This is a genomic window from Kitasatospora sp. NPDC101155 (assembly GCF_044768305.1).
In the GTDB taxonomy this organism is placed as follows: Bacteria; Actinomycetota; Actinomycetes; order Streptomycetales; family Streptomycetaceae; genus Kitasatospora.
In genome coordinates this window covers 1-20,429 of the sequence record NZ_JBIWPN010000069.1, presented here as the reverse complement: position 1 = coordinate 20,429, position 20,429 = coordinate 1, and the positions used below count along the sequence as shown (strand labels likewise).

Here is a 20,429-nt window from a genome sequence, read left to right as displayed (position 1 = left end):
CGGGGGCACCCCCATCGCTCGCTCATGCCCCGCCTCCGATCAGCACGTTGAAGGCGCCGCTCTCGATCCTTGCGCCGCAGGCCGTCTTGTCCCCCATGCGGGCCGCGGGCAGCCCGCCGATCAGGACCACTCCCCCGGTCATCGCGCTTGGGTCGGGCAGGACGACGTTGGCCGGGCCCATCTCCACGTGCGGGACGCAGGCGTGCAGGCTGCCGACCACCGCGGCGGGCCTGCCGCCGATCAGCACGGTCGCCACCCTGAGGGCGCCCGGTGGCGGGGTGGTGAGGGCGCCGCCGTGATCGGTGATGTCGCCGGTCCGGGCTGCGGGGGGCATGTGCGGTCTCCATTCCGATGGTGCCCTCGGGTCGTGGGCACTCCTCTACTGCCAGCGTGCTTTTCTGACGTCTGCCTGACGTTTCGTCAGTTGATCCGGACGAAGGCCCCCTTGAGCACCGCCTCGGCTCCGCCGTCCACGGTGACCGCCGTCGTGCCCCGGACGGTCACCGATCCGCCGCGCACGTTCACCTCACCGGTGCCCGCGTCGAGGGTGATGCCGGTGGAGGACAGCCGCACCGTGCTCCCCGCCGCGCCGACCGCGCCGTGGACGGTGAGCACGATCTCCCCGCGTTGTTGGTCCAGGCTGACCTCCAACTTCCCGTCCCCGCTGGCCAGGCGGACGCCGGACTTCCCGCCCGGCACGTCCAGCAGCTCCAGGCGGTGGCCCGAACGGGACACCACGGAGCGGCGGTTGACCTTGCCGGCGGCCGCGTCGACCAGCGGAACGTCGTGCGGCGAGGGCCGGTCCACGCCGTTGTAGAGCCCGCCCAGCACGTAGGGGCTGTCCAGGTCTCCCTGCTCGAATCCGACCAGCACCTCGTCGTTGACCTCGGGGCTGACCACGCCGCCGCCCCCGTGGCCGCCCCACTGCACGGTGCGCACCCAGTCGGAGACGTAACTGTCGTCCAGCCAGGGGAACTTCAGCTTCACCCAGCCGCGCTGCCCCTCGCCCGGCTCGCGCACGTCGGTGACCACGGCGACGGCCAGACCCGGCATCCGGGGCCCGCGCGGCGGCGCGTTGCCGCCGGTGACCAGCCCGGCCAGGGAGCGGTCGGGTGCCGCGCTGACCACCACGGTGGTCCGGTAGCCGCGGAAGGGTTCGAGGAGGTGGCGCACCCCGGTGGCGGTGTAGCGGCCGGAGAAGGCGGCGCCGACGTTCCCGAGGGCGACCGGGGTGCCTGCCCGCAGCCGCGGGTTGCCCTCGACGACCGCCTCCAGCTCCCCGAAGCCGGCGGCCACCGAGGCGGCCAGCGACCGGGCCGCGGCGGTCGTCTCCGCCTGAGTGCGGTACGGGGTGTCGGCGACGGTCAGCCGGGCCGGGCCGGGGAAGGCGGAGGTCACCTCCGAGGGGCTCATCCCCGGCTGTACGGTCTGCGAGGTCACCGCCGGTTCGGTGGCGACCAGTGCGCTCTTGGTGGTGACGTTCCAGCCGCGCGCCTCGACCGTGTCCGCGCCGGCCACCCCGGTCAGCACACCGCGCAGCTCCAGCAGGTTGCGGCCGTACTCCAGCACCATCGGGCTCTGCGGCGCGGGGGTGGAGGGGGCCGGTGCGCCGGACGCGGGCTCGGGCCGGACGAACTCCAGCTGCCCGTCGTCGTCCACCCGTACCTGCGCGCCGCTCTCCTGCGCCAGGAACTGGAGGAAGTCCCAGTCCGGGACGTTCGCCTGGGACAGCTGCTGGTGGACGACCGGGAAGGAGTCGACCCGGCCGCAGGACAGGCCCGCGCCCGCGGCGACCTCGCGGACGATGTCGGCGGTCGTCATGTTCCGGAAGGCCTTCACCCGGCGCCCGCGCATCAGCCGGTGGGTGGGCGCCGAGGCCCGCACCACGGTGTACGAGCCCGTGGTGTCGACCTCCAGCTCCAGCGCGGTCACCTCGCCGGTGAACAGCCGCACCTGGGTGTGCCCCTGCACGGTGACCACCGACACCTTCAGCTTGGTACCGATGGTGATCCCGGTCGTGGCGAGGAAGGTGTGGTCCGCGTCCCGGAAGCTCAGCACCGCGGTGTCGGGCAGGCCGACGCTCTCCTCGATGTCGCAGGAGACCAGTTGGGCCGCCCAGACCGGCGGCAGCGGGCCGGGCGCCTCGACGACGGGATCCGCGGCGAACGGCCGGCCGCCCCGGGCCTCGGGAGTGGTCATCGCCGCCCGCCCCGGGTGAGTTCGTCGATTCCCGGCACGATCAGCTCGGCGCCGGGGACCAGGGCGAGCGGGTCGTCGATGTCGTTGGCCTCCGCGATGGTGCGCCAGGCCGTCGCGTCCCCGTACGCCCGCCAGGCGAGCAGCGGCAGGCTGTCGCCCGCGATCACCCGGTGGGTGCTGCGGGCCTCCGGCGAGCCGGAGGTCGGGTTCTGGCCGGCCGGGTCGACGCTGGCCTCGTCGATGGAGAGCGAGCAGACCGCCCGCAGCGGATTGCCGTCCACGTCGAAGAGCGTGTAGGTGACCGAGAGGCCGGTCAGCACCCCGTTGAACGAGGTCGTCTTCAGGGTGCCCCAGTCCAGCCGGATCCACGGACTGGCCGGGGTCTTGCGCGCCAGGCTGGTCGGGGTGGGCACGCACGCCGTCATCAGCTGCTCCACCGCCCGCTCCACCGAGTTGTCGTGGGTCGCGGTCGAGTCCAGGAACACGTCGAGCGAGAGCGAGCGCGGGCCGCTGCCGACGAACTCGGGCAGCGCGGACTGGCCCGCCATCCGGGACGGCGTGCGCCGCCACTCGGTGGACTTGCGCAGCACCAGGGTCGCCGGGTTGAACTGCAGCGGAAGTCGCGCGATCGCACCGCCGGGCTGGGCGCCGACGGTGGACGGGGGCTCCATGATGGTCAGTTGGGCCCGGGTGACGCTCGCGGGGACCGCTGGGGACATCCTCGGTGTTCCTTACGTGGGCGGGCGGCTGGGTGAGGCGGGAGAGGTGCGGGGCCCGGGGGCGGTCAGGACGGGCGCAGGCCCGCGTGGGCGATCTCCAGGGTCTCCACCGCGGCCTGGGAGTTGGCCGGGTCGAAGGACGGGCCCTCCCACCGGACCGGGACGATCCCGAGCACCTGCCAGCCGACGATCCGGCTCAGGTCGGGCCGCAGCGCCACGATCTCGCCGTCCTTCGGCTCGACCTTCCGGACGATCTCGCTCAGCCAGCGCGCGATCTTGGTGGTGTCCGCGGTGACCGCGCGGGTCAGCGTGATGTTCGACCAGGTGATGCGGCCCGGCAGCTGCCAGGAGAAGCCGTTGTTGCCACCCTCCGCGTACTGCTCGATCTCGACCTGGGCGCCGAGTCCCGAGCAGGTGGTGAACTCGCCCAGGTCGTTGCCGCCGATGGTCAGGCTGAAGAACACACTGCTCGCGAAGATGTTGTCGGTCATCGGTTCCGCTTCCTGCTTCCTTGCTTCCTTGCTTCCTGCTACCGGTCACGTCGCTGCGGTGGTCTGGCGGCCGCCCTCCGCCGGGCCTGCGCTCAGCGGCGCAAGTCGTACGGCTTCCCGCCGCGCTCCCTGCCCCGGCGCAGTTCGGTGCGCAGCAGGCGCCCGACCGGTTCGACCAGACGCCGGGCCAGCTCGTCGAGGTCGGCCGGCCCACTTCCGCCGGTCTCGGCGGGCGATCCGCCGACGGTCTTCGCGGCGGACGAGGTGACCGGCGGCGAGACGGCCCGGGACGGCGAACCGGTCGCCGGGGCGGCCTGCACCGTGCTCGGCCCGCGCGCCGGTACGGCGGTCAGCGGCACCCCGATCAGGCCCGCCTGCTCGGCCACCCGCTGCAACAGCCGTGCCGTGCCGGGCGCCGACGACCCGGGCTGCGCCGACGCGGGCGCGGACGGCCCGGACAGCGCGGGCGCGGGTCGTACGGAAGGGGCGCTCGCGGCGCGCAACACGACGGGCAAGGGTGCCTGGGGCACCTGCGGCCCCGGCCCGGCCGTACCGGTGGGCGGCTGCATCGGGGCCGGCTGCATCGGGGCCGGCTGCGCGGGCCGGGAGGCGGCCGGAAGCCGCTGGAGCGACGGGGCCGGCAGGGGCGCGGGCCGGACCACGGGCGGGCGCGCGGCACGCGCCACGGCGGACGGCGCCCCGGAGTCGCCGAACCTCGGACGCCCTGCGGACCTGAACGCAGTCGAGGGCGCGGACGTGAGCGCGGACGCGGTGACACCTTGCGGGGTCGCGCGGTCCGCGTAGGCGACACCACCCTGCGGCCACCGTGCCTCCGGTGGCACCGGGCCGGCCGCGCTCGGCGCCGACACGGAAACGGGGGCACCGGGCGGCACTGGGCTTCCCTCCGCTGACGGACGGTCGGCCCGCTGCTCCGACGGACGTCGCGTCCGCGAACGTTGCAGTGCGGCCACGATCCCGCGCACCGTACCGGTGCCGGACGAACGACCCGACGCCTCAGCGGCGCCCTGAGCACGGAGCTGCACCGGACTCCCCTGCGAGGACGGCTGCCCAGCGGCGGTCCGGCCCTCTCCCGCACTCGGAGACTGCCACGTCCGCGAGCGCTGTGGAGCAGCCACGACCCCGCTCCGTCGGCCGCCGTCGAGCCCTGCCGTCGGCACGGCGGCGGGCGGTTCGGCGCCCGTACCCGGCGCGAGCGACCGGGTCCAGACGGCCGGCACCACGAGCGGGGCGGGAGCCTGGGTACCGGCGTCGGCACGACTGCCGGTACCGGTACCGGTCACGGACGGCGTCGTCGGGGCGGCAAGGACGGACCGCATCGGGCGCTCGCCGATCAACCCGCGCCTGGGGCCGGTGCGTTCCGCGGCCCGCTGCACCTGCGGGCCACCGGCCAGCGGCCGCACGGGAACCACCGGTCCGCTCGTCCCTCCGAGCGGAGCGCCGCCCTGGCCCGGGGCACTGCCCTGGCCCGGAGATCCGGCAGGACGGGTTCGGTGTGCCGGGACGGCGGACTGCGGCGCGCCGCCCGGTCGGCGCTCCGGGCCGGCGCCGGGCGACGGCGTGGGGGCGCCGGACGACGGGCCCGTCCCGGCGCCGGAGGGCATGGCGGCGGGCACGGCGGCGGGAACCGCCGCGCGGCCGGGCGCCGGTCCGCTCCCGGCGCGTTCGGTACTCGCGTGCACACCTCGGCCGCCGCCGACCGGGCCGGGGCGGTCTGCCGAACGGCCCTCATCGGCCCGACGCGGTACGGCTGTCGAGTCCGCGGGGCCGTCGCCGGGGCGTCCGATGGCTCGCTGAACGCGCGGCCCTTCATCGGCCGGGGGCGCGGCGACGGGGAGCACGCGCTGCTCCGTCGCGCCCTCGGTACGGCTGCCCGGAGCGGCACTCGCGACCGGGCCCGTGATCCGCCGGACCGGTCCGCGCCCGCCGAGCAGCGGCGCGGTGCCGCCTGGCACGGCCGCCGTCGGCGGCAGCGCGTCGAGCGGCGCACCCAGGCCCGTACGCGTACGGGCGGGGGCAGCGGCCGGCTCGGGGCGCAGCTGTCCGGCGCGTTCGGGGGCGGACGACGACGGTGCGGGCGAGGAAGTCCCAGGCCCGGCCGGCGCCCGCTGGACGGATACGTCGCCGACCGGCCCACCTCCGGGGCCGGACGGGGACGGTGCCGGTGTCGGTGTCGAACGGCCCGCATCGGCGGCCGTACGGCTCGGTAGGCCGGGGGCGGCGTCGTGACCCCCACGTCCGGGCTGCCGGGCGCCGTCGGGCCCACTCGCACCGGCGGCCGTACGGGTGCGTCGGCGAGGGGCGGCTTCGCGGCGGCCGGTCCCGGGCTGAGCGGCGCGCCCGGGTTCGCCCGGCTCGGTGCCGGCGGGCCCGGCAGCGGCGGGGACGACCGGCATGGCGGGCGCACCCGAGGCGGCGTCAGGCGTCCGGGGGCCGGCCGCGGGCAGCGGTGAGGCGCTCGCGGGCAGCGTGGTCAAGGGCGCGCCGAGGACCGGACGGGCCGGCGCGGAGGTGTTCGCCACGGGCGCGCGCTGCACCACCGCGTCGGGCCGACCGGCTCGCGCGGGCGCGGCTGCGTCGCCCGGACCGGCCGCCGTCCGTACGGCGGCCTCGGCGCTCTCGGACGGCCGCACTCCCTCGGCCGGTTCGGCCACCGACGCGGTCGACACCGCATCCGTGCTCCGGCCCGACGGAGCGTCGGCCGATTCCGGCCTTCCACCCGGAGCCCGGAGCACCGTCACCGGGCGCGCGGGCAGCAACTGGGGACGGCGCGCCACGGTCAGGGCCTCGCCGACCGGGCGCGGCCGCACCGGACGGGCCCGACCCGCCGACGCGTTCCGGCTCGGGGACGCGGCAGCCGTGGCAGGCCCCGACGCATCGGGCGCCGACGTATCGGGCCCCGACGCAGCCGACATCCGTTCATCGGGCATCGGTGCAGCGGGCGCCGACGCACCGCCGTCGACACCGTCCGACCCGACCGGTCGGTCGGCGCGACCAGCGCGCTGCGCAGACGGCACCGACCGCACGGGGAGCCGCCGCACGGGAGGCCGCCGTGTTCCGACGGACCGTTGAACCTGTCGCGCCTGCCGCGACCGACCCGACGGGCCCGGCTCCCCGGACTCCCCCGGTTCCCCTGCCCCGACCGCCCCGACCGTCTCGACCGCCCCGACGGCTTCCGGCAGCACGAGCTCGTCCCCGCCCGTGAAGGTGGACGGGGAACCCGGCACCGCCACCGCCCGCAGGACGCCCGCCGGGGCGGACGGGAGGACCGCATGGCCGAGCGGGCCGCTGAGCGAGGGGTCCTGCCACGCGGCGAGCCGGGACCGGAACCTCAGACCGTCACTGACGCCGTGCGCCGTCCCGGCCAGGGTCGGGGTCAGCGGGCGTACCGCGCGCCATCCCCCGTCCCCCGCCGCCGGGCGCCGGGCGGCCTCGCCCGTCCCGGTGTCCCCGACGGCCCCGGCACCACCGGAAGCCTGGACGGAGGCGACGCCGGAAGCCTCGCCGGGAGCGCCGCCCACGGCCTCGCCGGCCCTCCGGCGGGCGATCCAGTCCCGAAGCCCCACCCCCCTCACCCGCCTTCGCTGATACGGGTGTTGAGCCGCGCGATCTCGCGCACCCACTGCCCGCGTTCACGGTGGGTCAGGTCGAGGATGTCCTCCCGCTGCCAGTGGAAGTGGTAGGCGATGTACGCGATCTCCTCGTACAGCCGAGCAGGCGCGTACGTCACGATTCCCCCAGGCGCCCACCGGCGAGGTCGACCTCGAAAGCGCCGTCGCAGTGCGGGCAGGTCACCGCGGCGCGCGTGTGGCCCTCGCTGTTGATCCGCTGGTAGAGGTCCTGGAGGAACGCCACGTCGGTGGCGTACATCCGCTCCACGATCCCGGCGTGCACGTCGGTGATGTCGCCCAGCCTGGTGATCACGTGGCTGAGCAGCACCACGCTCAGGTAGGCCGGGTTCTCCTTGACCCGCAGGTCGATCTGCGGCATCAGCTCGTCGCGGGCGGTGGCCAGGCGCATCGCGCCGTGGCGGTGCACCGTGCCCTCGTCGTCGACGTACCCGAGCGGCAGCTCGAACTCGAACTCGGTGTGCGGCGCCCGCCCCCGGGGCCCGGCCGGACCGGCCTGCCCCGGGGCCTGCTGCTGCGGCGCGGTGTTCTGCGGGGCCGGAGCGCCTTCCAGCAGCTCCTCCAGGCCGATCTTCCGCCTCACTCGACGCTGATCTCTTCGAACACGATGGTCACGGTCTCCGTCGCGGCGCTGGACTCGCCGGCGCTGAGCGTGGGGCCCTCCCAGCGGCTGGCCCAGGCGTTCATCAGCTGGATGCGCCGCAGGGTGGCACCGGTGGTGTCCTTGACCTCGATGGTGAGGTTCTGCCGAGCGGTGTTGATCGCCCCGTTGTTGAGGGTCTCCTTGATCCAGTCCGTGAACGCGCCGCTCTTGTCGAGGCCGCGGGTGATCGTCACCTCGCCCGGCAGCCGGGCGCCGGGCTGCTTGCGGACGATCAGTTTGCCCTCTTGGGTCACCTGCTTGTACTCGACGACGTCCTGTTCGACCGTCAGGTTACTGATCTCCTTGACGGACTCGACGTTGTAGCCGCCGAGTTGGACGCCGAATATGTGTGTGGAGAGCGGATCGCCTTCAGCCATGGCTTGTTGTCACCTTCCGATGGGTGCCGACCGACGGGTGCCGACCGTGCTGGTCACTCGTTGACGAGGCTCGTGCTGTCGGAGAACTGGGACAGCCGGAACACCACGAACTCCGCCGGCTTCACCGGCGCGACGCCGATCTCGCAGATCACCTGCCCGAGGTCGATGGACTCCGGCGGGTTGTTGTCGCGGTCGCACTTGACGTAGAAGGCCTCGGTCGCGGTCTGGCCGAACAGCGCCCCGCGCCGCCACTCCTCGGTGAGGAACGCGGTGATGTTCCGGCGGATGCTGGACCACAGCCGGTCGTCGTTGGGCTCGAAGACCACCCACTGGGTCCCCAGGAGGATGGACTCCTCCAGGTAGTTGAAGAGCCGGCGCACGTTCAGGTAGCGCCAGGCCGGGTCGGAGGAGAGGGTGCGCGCGCCCCAGATCCGGATGCCGCGCCCGGGGAACGCCCGCACGCAGTTGACGCCGATCGGGTTCAGCAGGTCCTGCTCGCCCTTGCTGAGGCGGATCTCCAGGTCCACCGCACCGCGGATGACCTCGTTGGCCGGCGCCTTGTGCACGCCGCGCTCGGCGTCGCTGCGCGCCCACACCCCGGCGACGTGGCCGCTCGGCGGGACCAGCACGTTGCGGCCGCTCGCCGGGTCGAACACCTTGATCCACGGGTAGTAGAGCGCGGCGTAGCGGGAGTCGAAGCCCGCCTCCTCGTTGCGCCAGGTGCGCATCCGCTGGGCGTTCAGGCCGGGCGGCGGGTCCAGCACGGCGATCCGGTCGCCCATCTGCTCGCAGTGCGACATCACCGCCAGCTGGACGGTCCGCAGGCCCTCGTCGTCGAGGTCGCCGCGCTGGTAGGCGCTCATCAGGTCGGGCACCGCGACCATGGTGATCTCGTCGATCGACTCCAGGCCCGCGAAGCCGGTCCGGGCCGCGGCGTCGCCGACGTACTCGGCGGGGTCCAGCCGGGTGGCGGGGGCCGTCACCGGCCCGGGCGCGGGCGCGGGGGCGGCGGCGAGGGCGTGGGTCACGCGCTCGGGGCGGCTCGGCGCGGTGCCGGGCTGCTCGGTGACCGCGACGAGCTTCGACTCGCGCAGCTGGGTGACGACGTAGCCCTTGGTGTTCCGGCGGGTCGAGACGTCGTACGTCTCGACGACCTCGGCGCCCCGGCGGACCAGCACTCGGAACCGGTCCTCGGGGACGTTCTCCCCCTCCGCGTCGGCGATCTCGACGGAGACCTCGCCGACGCCGGGCAGGGCCGAGAAGAGGAAACCGGCGATCGCGACCGGCGGGGGCGCGCTGGCGGCCGCGGGCGCGCCGGCGGACGCCTGTCGGGCCGGGTCACCGACCCGCACGACGTAGGCGGAGCCGCCGCCGTTGGCGAAGAAGCCGTACACCGAGTGCGCCAGGTAGGTGCCCTCGGTGAAGCCGCCGAACCGCTGGACGTACTGGTCCCAGTTGGTCACCAGTGTGGGCTCGTGGAAGGGACCGGTCTCGGCGAAGCCGACGAAGGCGGCGACGGCCGTGCCGACGCCCTCGATCGGCCGGGCACCGGACTGGACCTCCTCCACGTACACGCCCGGGGTGAGGTACGACGGCATTCGTGCTCCTTCGGGTGGCCGGTCATTCGCCTCATTCGCCCCCGAGTCTGCTGCCCGGGCGCCGTCCGGGGACATGTCCCCAGGTCCCGGACCGGGGGCAGGAACGACTGCCCCCGGCGGGCAGCGCGGCGGGTACTCCCAGCCGGCTCGGACGGCCCCGCCGTCCCCGGTGGCCCCGGCGGCGCCGCCGCACCGGGCGTCCCCGGGCGGGATCGGACGGCCCCGCCGCCGCGGCTTGCCCGCCGTGTCCCGCCGTGCTCAGGCGCGCCCGGTGTCCCCGAGGACGCCCAGCCACGGCCCGAACTCGCTCTCCAGCACCAGTCGGCCGAGCTTGCGGTACTCGCCGACCACCGCGGCCACCAGCTGCGCCATGCCCAGCGGGGCGCCCGTTCCGGCCGCCAGGTAGGCCGCGGAGACGGCACAGGCCCGGATGGAGCCGCCGGCGAGCTCGAAGTGCCGGGCGCAGAAGTCCAGGTCGAGGTCGTCGCCGCGGGGCAGCCGCGGCCCCAGGCAGCGGTCCCACAGCACGCGCCGCTGCGCCTCGTCCGGCAGCGGGAACTCGGCGATGACGTCCAACCGCCGGGTGAACGCCTCGTCGAGGTTGGCGCGCAGATTGGACGTCAGCACCGCGATCCCGTCGAACGACTCCATCCGCTGGAGCAGGTAGGCCGTCTCCACGTTGGCGTGGCGGTCGTGGGCGTCCTTGACCTGCGAGCGCTTCCCGAACAGCGCGTCCGCCTCGTCGAACAGCAGGACACCGTTCACCTGGGCGGCCTCGGTGAAGACGCGTTCCAGGTTCTTCTCCGTCTCGCCGATGTACTTGTCCACCACGGTGGAGAGGTCGACGACGTACAGCTCCATGCCGAGCTCCGCAGCGACCACCTCGGCCGACATCGTCTTTCCGGTGCCCGAATCCCCCGCGAACAGGGCGATCACCCCGTTCCCCCGGCCGCCGCCCGGCCGCATCCGCCACTGCCCGAGCACCTGGTCCCGGTGCCGCGCCCGCAGCACGAGTTCGCGCAGCCGGGCCGCGGTGGGATCGGGCAGCACCAGGTCGGCCCAGCCGACCGCGGGCTCGATCCGGCGGGCGAGACGGGCCAGGCCCGCGGCGTTCTGCGCCCGCACGGCGACCCGTAGGTCCGCGGCGCGCACCGGACGTTGCTCGGCGGCCGCCGTCCGGGCCGCCACCGAGGCGGCCCGCTCCAGCTTCTCCCGGTCCACCCGGTAGGCGGCCACCGTCTCGGCCAGCCCGTCCGTCAGCTCCTCGCTGAGCGGCGTCCCGCCGACGGCCAGGGCGCGGGCCCACTGCTCGGCCCGACCGCGCGCGTCCGGCGGCGGGACGGTGACCGTCACGGGGCTCTCCCGCGTCCAGGCCGGGTCCCACACCTGCGGGCCGTGCACGATCAACGGGACGCCGGCGAGTTCCGCGCACAGTTCGCGCAACAGGACGGCCCGCTCGGGCCGTTCGGGTTCGAGCCGGTCCAGCGGCCCGAGCACCACACCGCCCCCGCCCAGTCGTGCCTCGCGGGCGAGCACCCGTACGAGGCCTCCCGGCGGGCGGGCGGCCAGCGCGGCGGCGTCGACCACCAGGGGAGGCCGGCCGTCGACGGCGAGGGCGGCCACCGCGAGCGGGCCGGCGTGTCCGCCCCGGTCCAGCAGGTACACGAGTCCGCCGTCCGCCGCGACCGCGCGCAGCCGCTCGGCGGGCTCGGCGGGCACCACGCCCGCTCCGGCGACGGGCGCGTCCCCGGCGACGGCACGGCGGCTGACGTCGCCCGGGACGGCACGGTGGGCCAGCCCGGCGAGCGTGCCGTCCGGCTCGTCGTCGCCGAGCAGATGGGCCGTCACCCGGTCCGGCACGCGCAGGGTGCGGGTGAGCAGCGGGCGCTCCGGCTCGGAGATCTCCAGGAGGCCGCCGGCCATCAGCGGCGCCCGGGTGGAGAACCGGAAGCGGCCGGCGCCCGCGCCCGGCAGTCCGCACAGTTCGAGGGCCAGGCCGACGGTCGCCCGGCGTCGGGTCAGGTCGTCGTTGAGGTAGCCGTAGAGCTGTTCGAAGCGGGAGTCGAGGTCGGGGGCGAGGGCCACCAGCAGGAGGTCGAGGTCCACCGGGAGCAGCCCGAAGGCGGCGCTGAGCCGCGCGAGCAGCGAGCCGGGCGGCGGCACGGACGCGTCAGCGGCGAGGCTGTGGCCGCTGTGGTAGCCGGTGCCCTCGGGGGCGGTGCCGCGTCGGCCCGCCGCACCGGGGGCCGCCAGGATCCGCTCCACCGCCTCCGGGCCGAGGTACTGGCCGCGGTAGGGGTCGTCCGGGTCCGGGTCGTCGGCCCGGCGCTCGCGCACCGCGGCCCGGACCCGTTGCTCGACCCGCTGCAGCCGTTCCCAGAGGTGGTCGGGGCCGGCCGGGGCCGCGGCCGGCCCGGCGGCGGTCGCCGCCGCGGCCGGTCTGAGGTCCAGGTTCATCGCGCCCCGCCCCGCGGCCGGCGGCCCGGCGGCAGGCGGCGGTCCCGGGGCGCGGCGAAGCCGTCCGGTCCGGGGTCCGCACCGCCGTGGTAGCGCAGTCGGCGGCCCGGGCCGTCGGCGGATGCCGCGCCCTCCCGGGTGGTGTCCTCGACGCGGACCACCACCCCCTCGGTGACCGGCGGTCCCACCGGGGTACGCCCGCCCGGCAGCGGCGCGAGCACCCTGAGGTCGATCGAGGGCCGCAGCTCCCCGCCGAGTCCGGACCAGACGTCGGACACCGACGGCAGGCCCGTCTCGCGCCCCGCGATGTCGAGCCCGACGGTCAGTCCGAGCTCGGCGAGCGTCCCGGTGAGCACCCGGGCGGGCAGCGCGTCCACGGCGGTCAGGCACTGCAACACCTCGGCCAGCAGCCGGTGTTCGTCCTGCGGCCGGTTGGTCCAGACGGTGACCAGGTAGGCCAGCTCGAACCAGCGCGGCGCGGCGCGGTGGGCGACCACCACGCCGTCCTCGTCGTACTCGGCGACCGCGCCGGCCTGCCGACGGCCCGTCTCCTCGCGGATCCCGTAGAGGAAGACGCTGACCGTCGGCGCGGTGCGCCGGGCCGCCAGGTCCCGGGTGGGCGCGTCGAAGACCACCTCGACCCCGCGCTCGGGCAGACCGGCCTCGGCGAGCAGCAGCCGCAACGCCTCGTCGACCTCGTGGATCACCGTCGCTCCACCTCCCCCGGCGGGCCGATGTTGCCTTCCACCACGAGGAAGGGCGTGGTCACCGGGGAGAACCCGGGGCCGTCGGCGGTGATGGTCCGCGGACCCGTCTCGTCCTTGGGGAGGATGAGCAGCTGGCCCGCGAAGGTCCCGTCGGCGCGCGGGTAGGTGGGCGCCGCCGCGGCGGTGATGCCGGGCTGCCAGGTGAAGCGCACCGGCGCGCCGGGCGGGAAGTCCACGCCGCGTACGGAGGTCACGAAGCCGGGCTTGCCGATCGGCGGCACGGCGACGATCCGGGGCTGCAGGATGCGCAGCGGGGTGCTCGCCCGGTGCGGTCCCGGGGTGGCGTCGGTGCCGGTGGTCGTCAGCTCCGCGGTGACGGTGGTCTCCATCGCCGCGACGGGTGCCAGCACCACCCGGACCACCTGGCTGCCGCCCGGGGACAGGTCGGCCAGTTCACAGGCTCCGACCTGGCAGCCCGGGGGCAGCGCCTCGGTGGGCACCCCGGCGGGCAGACCGAGGGTCAGCCGCAGCCCGGTCGCGAGGGCCTGGCCGGTGTTGCGCACCGTGTAGCTGACGGTCACCCGGCCGCCGACGTAGCCCGGGTTGGGCTGGGCGTCGACCGACACTCCCGGGCCGGCCAGCGGCGTCGGTGCGGGGGCCGGCGCCGGGGGCGGGGGCGGTGCGGGAGTGGGCGAGGCGGGCGGTGTCGGGGTCGGGGTCGGGGTCGGGGTCGGGGTGAGCGTCGGCGAGGCGGACGGCGACGGCGAGGAGCTCGGGGTGGGCGTGGGCGAGGGGGTCGGTGCGTCCTCCACCGGCAGGATCGTCTCGGCCCAGTCGTCCCCGGGGTTCGGGTCGACCACCGTCCCGGTGACGCTCCAGCCGAAGGTCTGCGGGCCGGTCCGGGTGCCGATCAGACGGGCGGTCACCCGGACCACCGCGCCCGGCGCCAGGGTGCCGAGGTCGCAGCGCAGCGCCCCGGTGTCGCACTGCCCGACCGGTGTGGTCAGCCCGCCGAGCCGGGCGCCGGACGGCACCGAGGCCGTCAGGACGGTGCCGGGCGAGGGCGCGGGGCCCTTGTTGGTGACGGTGATCGTCACGTCGGTGCCGCCCTCGACGGGGACCGCGGGGGTCCGGGCGGGCGCGCTCAGCGCCAGGTGCACGGACTGCTGGACGGCCGGCTCCTTCTGGCGTCCCGGCAGCCGCCAGTCGAGCGGGGTGAGCGTGCAGGCCGCGAAGTCGTAGACGGCCAGCCCCTCCGGCGAGTTCGGTGGCAGGGCCCGGCGGGAGGTGAGCACCAGCTGCGCGCCGTTCGCCGTCCAGGCGACGTCGCGGGGCTGGAACGGGCCGATGTCGGAGGTGTCGGGCAGCGGCCGGGAGCAGGCGCCCTTGTCGTGTTCGAGCCCGGCGGGCAGGACCACCGTGCAGTCGCCGCCGGTGGGCGAGGTGACCAGCACCCCGTCCTGCCGGTTGTTCCCGCCGTCACCGGCCTTGCGGTTGAAGGCGATGCGCCCGCCGTCGGGCGAGAACACGGGGCTGTCGTCGATGACGTTGCAGGTGCCCGGGCAGATGGCCCGGCTCAGGTCGCTCTGCCGGGTGAGGTCGTCGGCGGGCACGGTCCAGACGTGCATGTTGCCGGCGTTGCCGTTGATCACCTCGGTCCTGGAGAAGGCGATCAGCTTGCCGTCGGGGGACCAGAAGGGCTCACCGTCGGAGGCCCCCGACTCGCCGGCCGGCGGCTGGACGGTGCCGACGATCGCCCCCGTGGACGCCTGGGCGATCATGATCCGCCCCGGACGCGCCGGCTCCCTGTCGTTGCCCGGGGAGCTCCGGCTGAACACGATCAGCTTGCCGTCCGGTGACAAGGAGGGGTCGGTGTCCCGGTCGAGCGGGCCGCGCCCGGCCAGGTTCATCGGGCGCGGGTTCGAGCCGTCGGCCTCGGTCAGCCAGATCCGCTGGATCCGCCCGGCGGGCGAGTCCTCGTAGCGGGTCACCACGATCTGCCGGCCGTCGGGCGTGTAGGCCTGCCGCTCGAACCACGGGTCGTACCCGGGCCCGGGGTGGAAGAGCGGGTCGGCCGCCGGGTCGGGATTGGTGTTGATGTCGGCGGCCGGGTCCTCCTTGAGCACGCTGACACCCAGGTCGCGCGGGTCGGCCCCGTCGGGGCGGACGTCCTGGAGGTCGGCGACGTTGGCGGCGGAGGCGCTGGTCTGCTCCACCACCGGCCCGCCCTTGGCCTGGGTGCCCAGCCAGGTCGGCGTCGAGATCAACCGGTCGGTGCTGTAGAGCAGTTGGGGATCGGTGCAGTCACAGGTCGGCGCGCGGTAGAGGTTCACCACCGGCGGCTCGACCGGGACCTCGGACTTGAGCCGGTCGGTGCTCAGGAAGAGCACCCCGCTGCCGTCCGACAGCCAGGAGGCGGAGCCCGTCCGCCAGGTGGACCCGGTGCCGGGGAAGAACGCCTTGTCGTTGCCGGTGGGCGAGGTGAGTATCAGGGTCCGGCCCTGGTCGCCCTTGTCCCAGGTGTAGACGATCTGGTTGCGGTGCTGGTCGTCGTTCAGCGGGTTCCAGGTCGGATCGAGGGCGTTGCCGGTGGCCACGTTGGTGACCCTGACCGGCGCGCCGCCGGTGAACGGACGCAGGTAGATCTGGAATTGCCCCCGGTCGCCGTTGCAGGCGTACGCGACCCAGTTGCCGTCGGGCGAGACCGTCGGATGCATCTCGTCGGCCGAGCCGTCGGTCAGCCGGCGCAGCCCGCTGCCGTCCCGGTTGACCACCCACAGGACGTGCTGGGGCTTGCCGCCGGCCTTGGCGACCTCCGAAGCCTCGAAGACGACCCCCTTGCCGTCCGGGGCCAGCGCGGGGTGGGCGGTGTCCATGCCGGTGGTGAGCTTGTGCACCGCACCGGCCGCGTCGCGCAGGTAGACCTGGGGCAGGGTGCCGTCCCGCAGGCTGGTGAACACCAGCTCGTCGCCGCGGGCCGACGGCTCCTGGTCGAAGTGGATCGGGCCGGGCCCGAACAGCGGGGTGCTGGACGTCCCGCCGGTCACCCGGCCGAGACCGCGGTGGTTCGTACCGGCGTAGACGATCCGCCCGCCGGCCGGGTCGTCGGCCGCGGCCTGCGACGTGGGCCGGCCCTGCCCTTCGGGTGCGGCGGAACCCAGGGTCAGCACGGCGGCCGCCAGCGCGAGCAGGATCGCGACGGCGGCTCGGGCCGGCCGCCGGATGGAGCGGGGAGTGGCGGGGGCGCCGATCACGCTCGACCTCACAGGTTGGCAGGGGCGGTCTCCCTGCAGTCTCACCGGCTCGGGCGCCCGGGAACAGAGCCCGGGTGCCCGAGCCGGGGGAAACAACCTGTGTCCCCAAAGGGCAGGCCGCCGCGGTCGTGGGCGGTCGCCCACGGTCGCGGGCGGGTCTCGGACGGTCTCGGTCTGGGGGCCGTAGCCCTCAGACCCGTGACCCTCAGACCTGTGACCCTCCGGCCGTAACCCTCAGACCGTAACCCTCAGATCAGACCGCGCCTCATGGCGTACCCGACCGCGTGCGCCCGGTTGCGCAGCCCCAGCCGCGTGATGATCTCGTGCAGCACGTTCTTGACGGTGCGTTCGGAGTAGGAGGTCTTGGCGGCGATCTCACTCGTGTCGAAACCCTCGGCGACCAGCCGGAGCATCTCCGCCTCCCGGGCCGTCAGGGTGGACAGGGTCAGGCCGCGCCCGTCGAGCATGGTGCGCTGGAGCATCCCGATCCGGTCGAGCAGCTCGCCGAGCAGGTCCCCGGGCATCACGCCCTCACCGTTGGCCAGGGCGGTGATGAGGTGCACCAGCCGGTCCTGGTCCGCCTCCGAGCGGCGCAGCACGGCGGCGACCCCGCACTCCACGATCGTCTGCAGCCCGCCGGCCTCGAAGTGACCCACCACCAGGCCGATTCGGCCCGACGTGGCGAGCCGCAGCCGACGCAGGTTCTCGGCCACCGCCTCGGTCAGGGCGTCGACCACCAGCAGGGAGACCTCCGCCTTCCCCGCCTCGCTCTCGCTCAGCAGCTCCACCTCGGGCCGCTGGCGCAGCTGTTGGACCACACCGGTCTGCAGGATGAGGTCCTCCGCGTACACCGCCACGCGTATCTGGGCCGGCTTGCCGCGCAGTTGGGCGGGGACGCTCGACGCTAGCGGCCGGGCGGCGCCGATCGTCCGGGCACTGGCGGACCGCGGCGTCGCCGGGATCCGCCGGGTGGTGACGGACCCCTCACAGGTTGCATCGGTCGACGTCATCGAACTCTCCATTCTCCATTCGGCCTTCAGTGGTGACGGTCGGCGCCGCGGGACGGTGCCGACCGTGGGTCTGCGCCGCCGGGGAAGCGGGCAGGCCATGGGCCTGGGGGCTGCGGGCATCCGGCCCCGCACGGTGCTCCGCGACGGCACCGGGCAGCGTCGGTCAGTCCGTGCGGGCAAGGGGTGTGCCCACGCCTTGCCCGCACGGCCCTCTCCGCGGACCGTCCGCCGGTCCTACCGTCGCGCTATGACCACATCCGCCGAACTCGGCCTGCCCGCACTGACGGTGGCGCCCGGTGGCGTGGCCACCACGACGCTGACGGTACGCAACGACCTCGACATCGTTGAGGCGTACTCGCTGGAGGTGGTCGGCGACTGCGCCGCGTGGACGACGGTCGAGCCGGCCCGGGTCTCCCTCTTTCCGGGGACGTCCGAGACGGTGACGGTACGCCTGGCCCCGCCGCGTTCGCCCGCCGCTCGGGCCGGTGAATTCCCGCTCGGCATCCGCGTGTTGCCGACCGAGCGCCCCGAGCTGGTGACGGTTCCGGAGACCACGGTCACCGTGACGCCGTTCCACGAGCTGCAGGCCGCGCTCGCTCCCCGGCGCCGTCGAGGCTGGCTGCGCGGACGCTACCGCACATCGGTGCGCAACCTCGGGAACGCCCCCACCACCGTGGTCCCCACCCCCGCACAGGCGGGCGAGGACCTGCGGTTCCGGGCCACCCCGGAGCGGCTGCGCCTCGAACCGGGCGAGTCCGGTGAAATGCGGCTGCAGGCGCGTGCCCGCAAGCTGATCTGGTTCGGCAAGCAGGCCTCCTGGCCGTTCGAGGTGACGGTGGGCCCCGAGGAGAGCGCGGCCGCCAAGGGCCCGGACGGCAAGGGAGCGGACGGCAAGGGAGCGGACGGCAAGGGCACCGGCGACAAGCCCGGGACCGCTACTTCCGTCGATCCGACACCACTTCAGAAGCCGCTGCTGGACGGTGAGTTCGTCCAACTCCCGATCCTCCCCAAGTGGCTGCTCGCACTCCTGGCCGCGCTGATCGCGCTGCTGCTGGCCTGGTTCGCCCTGGTCCGCCCAGCGGTGCGCAGCTCCGCGAAGCAGGCCGCCGAACAGGCCGTCGCCCAGCAGAGCGCCACCCCGGCCCCGGCCCCGACCCCCGGCGCGCCCGCCCCCGGCACACCGACACCCCCCTCCGGCGGGAACCCCGGCGGCCAGGACAAGCCGGGCGCCGGGCAGTCGAGCACCGGTCCCGGCGGCCGCGACATCCCCGGCTCGGGCCTGGCAGTGCCGGGCACCGGACAGCAGAGCTCCGCCACGATCGACGTGAAGACCGCGAACGGCTCCTCGTCGGCGGGCAGTTACCAGGTGCCGCACGGCAAGGTCTTCGACATCACCGACATCGTGGCCGCCAACTTCCAAGGCGACCAAGGACTGCTGACCATCACGGCCGGCAAGCAGACGATCACCACCATCGCCTTGGAGACCTTCCGCAACCAGGACTACCACTGGGTGACTCCCATCCAGGTCCCCGAGGACCAGACCGTGACGGCGAACGTGACCTGCGAGTCACCGGGCACCCCTGCCTCGGGCAAGCAGGCAGCCACGTGCCACGAACTCCTCAACATCAGCGGCACGCTGAGCGACATCAGGCCCAAGAACTGAACCGGCGTGCAGGGTGCACCTTCCCTCCCCGGGCAACCGGACCGGAAAGGTGCACCGGCCACCCCCACCGTGTCAACGGGCCCCTTCCCTAGGAACCAGCCCGTCCGCCTCCGCACCCTCCCCCCTTTCCGAAATCCCGCTCGCGCCCCGTGACCATGTCAACACCCAGGGGACACCCTGACCTGTTCGAACACCAACCGACAACTCGTTCGAACCGCACCCACACGGCCGACCTGCCCTCCCGGGGTAAGCAGACAGGCCACCGAGGGCACCCCCTCCATCCCTTGTGGACGGCGAAGTCTGCCCCGACGCACTGCTGACGCCCCGTCTCCTCGCACCAGCTTCGCGCCGTTCCCCCACGGAGGACGACGGCAGGGCCGTATGTGCACCAAACCGCTACAACGAGAACGCACTCACTCACGAACCGGCCCGGCCCCGCGAACCGACACATCCCCCGCCGGACGCCGTCCGCGACGCCGACCCCCGCTGCCCGCAACTCCTCGGCAGTGGCCGGGAGAACCAACAGGCGTGCCCCCGGGTACCCCCCGGGGCACGCCTCCATGGCCGGGGGCGTGCCCCCAACCCGTCGCGGCACGCCGACGTGGTCAACCGCCCTGCGACATCACCGGTTCGACCTCAGCAGTCGGCCTCCAGCAGCGGGGACTCACCTTGCCGATGTTGTGCGGAAGCTTCCGTAGCCGGTGTCCCGGGGCGCGTTCGCTCGGCCCATGCGGCCACTGGAGGTCCTGCCGCGCCCAGGCCCGCACTGTAGAGCGCGACGAAGGACACGTACGGCCGGTCGGCCAGGACGGACCACTGACGGTGCTCCTTGGGCCGGGGCAGAGGTCGGTAGTTCGGGACGCCGAGGAACACGATCAGTCCGGTGCACGCGAAACTGGCGGCGTTCGCGAGGATCAGCCCGGTGTAGGCAGGGCGAGTGTTGATCTGGATGGCGAAGGCCGCGCCCAGGGTGCCCACGACGACGCCGAGATTGACGAAGGTACGGAGTCTGGCCCGGAAGGCGGCAGGACGTTCACCGCCCACTCGCGCCATGAGTGCACCGCCCGCGGCGCCGCTTGCCGTGGCAGCCAGCCGGTCCAGGGTGGCGACGAGCGTGAACGCGAGCCAGCTGTCGATGAAGACGAAAGCCGCCATTGTGGCGGCCTGTAGGGCGAGCGTCATCAGCCAGATCGCGCGTGGCCCGTAGTGGTCGGCCAGATTCCCCGCCGGTATGCCGGCCGCCAAGCCGCTGAGGCCGGCGATCGTCAGACCTGCTCCCACCTGTGTGGCGGGCAGGTGCACGACGAGCGTGAAGTAGAGGATGGCAGCGGTGTTGAAGAGACCGTTGCCGACCCTGCTGACGAAACTGGCAGTGATCAGAGCTTGCTGCGGACCGGAACCCGGCCCGCTGGATAACCGTTGCTAACCCCCTCGTGATCATGTCAATCAGGCTAACAGGAGCACTCTCTCAGTGTCGGTCGGCCCGCTCCTGCCGGACACGTCCGGATCAGCCGCGACCTCGCGGCCTCTCAACGCGAAAAGGCCCCACCCGGAAACCGGGTGGGGCCATTTCTGAATGATTGTTCGGCGGCGTCCTACTCTCCCACAGGGTCCCCCCTGCAGTACCATCGGCGCTGTGAGGCTTAGCTTCCGGGTTCGGAATG

The 20,429-nt window shown here is 74.4% G+C and carries 15 protein-coding genes and 1 rRNA gene; 1 reads left to right on the top strand and 15 read right to left on the bottom strand.

What is annotated here, in order from left to right:
- Positions 1-22 precede the first annotated feature (22 nt).
- The 13 genes from ACIRYZ_RS42390 to ACIRYZ_RS42330 all read right to left on the bottom strand — a co-directional run bounded on the left by ACIRYZ_RS42390 (position 23) and on the right by ACIRYZ_RS42330 (position 17,102).
- Complete coding sequence (locus ACIRYZ_RS42390) at positions 23-334, bottom strand: PAAR domain-containing protein (RefSeq protein ID WP_402953999.1); 312 nt, start codon at positions 332-334, stop codon at positions 23-25.
- Between the two features lie 86 nt (positions 335-420).
- Entirely contained in the window at positions 421-2,199 is a 1,779-nt protein-coding gene (locus tag ACIRYZ_RS42385) for a VgrG-related protein (RefSeq protein WP_402953998.1), read from the bottom strand.
- A complete protein-coding gene (locus tag ACIRYZ_RS42380) occupies positions 2,196-2,918 on the bottom strand; it encodes a LysM peptidoglycan-binding domain-containing protein (RefSeq protein WP_380615260.1) in 723 nt (240 codons plus the stop codon). Before ACIRYZ_RS42380 ends, ACIRYZ_RS42385 begins: the two co-directional genes overlap by 4 nt.
- A gap of 65 nt (positions 2,919-2,983) precedes the next feature.
- The gene (locus ACIRYZ_RS42375) at positions 2,984-3,409 is read right to left on the bottom strand and encodes a phage tail protein (RefSeq protein ID WP_380615261.1); all 426 of its coding nucleotides are present in this window, start codon (positions 3,407-3,409) and stop codon (positions 2,984-2,986) included.
- Positions 3,410-3,501: 92 nt separating this feature from the next.
- A complete protein-coding gene (locus ACIRYZ_RS42370) occupies positions 3,502-3,924 on the bottom strand; it encodes a hypothetical protein (protein ID WP_402953997.1) in 423 nt (140 codons plus the stop codon).
- Positions 3,925-6,998: 3,074 nt separating this feature from the next.
- Positions 6,999-7,157 (bottom strand): DUF6760 family protein, encoded by a 159-nt coding sequence (locus ACIRYZ_RS42365; RefSeq protein WP_181970396.1) that lies wholly within the window; start codon positions 7,155-7,157, stop codon positions 6,999-7,001.
- Positions 7,154-7,639 (bottom strand): hypothetical protein, encoded by a 486-nt coding sequence (locus ACIRYZ_RS42360; RefSeq protein WP_380615264.1) that lies wholly within the window; start codon positions 7,637-7,639, stop codon positions 7,154-7,156. The genes ACIRYZ_RS42365 and ACIRYZ_RS42360 overlap by 4 nt, the downstream gene beginning before the upstream one ends.
- On the bottom strand, positions 7,636-8,076 hold the full coding sequence (locus tag ACIRYZ_RS42355; protein ID WP_380615265.1) for a phage tail protein: 441 nt from the start codon (positions 8,074-8,076) through the stop codon (positions 7,636-7,638). The genes ACIRYZ_RS42360 and ACIRYZ_RS42355 overlap by 4 nt, the downstream gene beginning before the upstream one ends.
- Positions 8,077-8,129: 53 nt before the next feature.
- Positions 8,130-9,674: a phage tail sheath family protein gene (locus tag ACIRYZ_RS42350; RefSeq protein ID WP_387628454.1), complete on the bottom strand. Its 1,545-nt coding sequence runs from the start codon at positions 9,672-9,674 to the stop codon at positions 8,130-8,132.
- Between the two features lie 258 nt (positions 9,675-9,932).
- Positions 9,933-12,131: an ATP-binding protein gene (locus tag ACIRYZ_RS42345; protein ID WP_402953996.1), complete on the bottom strand. Its 2,199-nt coding sequence runs from the start codon at positions 12,129-12,131 to the stop codon at positions 9,933-9,935.
- Positions 12,128-12,838: a DUF4255 domain-containing protein gene (locus ACIRYZ_RS42340; RefSeq protein ID WP_402953995.1), complete on the bottom strand. Its 711-nt coding sequence runs from the start codon at positions 12,836-12,838 to the stop codon at positions 12,128-12,130. The genes ACIRYZ_RS42345 and ACIRYZ_RS42340 overlap by 4 nt, the downstream gene beginning before the upstream one ends.
- Positions 12,835-16,089, bottom strand: coding sequence for a hypothetical protein (locus ACIRYZ_RS42335; protein WP_402954007.1), 3,255 nt, complete (start codon positions 16,087-16,089; stop codon positions 12,835-12,837). The genes ACIRYZ_RS42340 and ACIRYZ_RS42335 overlap by 4 nt, the downstream gene beginning before the upstream one ends.
- Before the next feature lie 251 nt (positions 16,090-16,340).
- On the bottom strand, positions 16,341-17,102 hold the full coding sequence (locus ACIRYZ_RS42330; protein WP_387628448.1) for a LuxR C-terminal-related transcriptional regulator: 762 nt from the start codon (positions 17,100-17,102) through the stop codon (positions 16,341-16,343).
- 247 nt (positions 17,103-17,349) lie between these two features.
- On the opposite strand from ACIRYZ_RS42330, the gene ACIRYZ_RS42325 reads away from it, so the two are divergent.
- The gene (locus tag ACIRYZ_RS42325) at positions 17,350-18,765 is read left to right on the top strand and encodes a hydrolytic protein (protein ID WP_402953994.1); all 1,416 of its coding nucleotides are present in this window, start codon (positions 17,350-17,352) and stop codon (positions 18,763-18,765) included.
- 636 nt (positions 18,766-19,401) lie between these two features.
- Here the strand turns inward: ACIRYZ_RS42325 and ACIRYZ_RS42320 are convergent.
- Together ACIRYZ_RS42320 and rrf are read right to left on the bottom strand one after the other, a co-directional pair.
- The gene (locus ACIRYZ_RS42320) at positions 19,402-20,142 is read right to left on the bottom strand and encodes an MFS transporter (RefSeq protein WP_402954006.1); all 741 of its coding nucleotides are present in this window, start codon (positions 20,140-20,142) and stop codon (positions 19,402-19,404) included.
- 205 nt (positions 20,143-20,347) lie between these two features.
- A 5S ribosomal RNA gene (rrf, locus tag ACIRYZ_RS42315) occupies positions 20,348-20,429 on the bottom strand; the annotation flags it as partial.

Excerpts from the sequence above, each read along its gene's own strand:
- ACIRYZ_RS42390 (WP_402953999.1), bottom strand. The coding sequence starts at position 334 with ATGCCCCCCGCAGCCCGGACCGGCGACATCACCGATCACGGCGGCGCC.
- ACIRYZ_RS42385 (WP_402953998.1), bottom strand. The coding sequence starts at position 2,199 with ATGACCACTCCCGAGGCCCGGGGCGGCCGGCCGTTCGCCGCGGATCCC.
- ACIRYZ_RS42380 (WP_380615260.1), bottom strand. The coding sequence starts at position 2,918 with ATGTCCCCAGCGGTCCCCGCGAGCGTCACCCGGGCCCAACTGACCATC.
- ACIRYZ_RS42375 (WP_380615261.1), bottom strand. The coding sequence starts at position 3,409 with ATGACCGACAACATCTTCGCGAGCAGTGTGTTCTTCAGCCTGACCATC.
- ACIRYZ_RS42355 (WP_380615265.1), bottom strand. The coding sequence starts at position 8,076 with ATGGCTGAAGGCGATCCGCTCTCCACACACATATTCGGCGTCCAACTC.
- ACIRYZ_RS42350 (WP_387628454.1), bottom strand. The coding sequence starts at position 9,674 with ATGCCGTCGTACCTCACCCCGGGCGTGTACGTGGAGGAGGTCCAGTCC.
- ACIRYZ_RS42345 (WP_402953996.1), bottom strand. The coding sequence starts at position 12,131 with ATGAACCTGGACCTCAGACCGGCCGCGGCGGCGACCGCCGCCGGGCCG.
- ACIRYZ_RS42330 (WP_387628448.1), bottom strand. The coding sequence starts at position 17,102 with ATGACGTCGACCGATGCAACCTGTGAGGGGTCCGTCACCACCCGGCGG.
- ACIRYZ_RS42325 (WP_402953994.1), top strand. The coding sequence starts at position 17,350 with ATGACCACATCCGCCGAACTCGGCCTGCCCGCACTGACGGTGGCGCCC.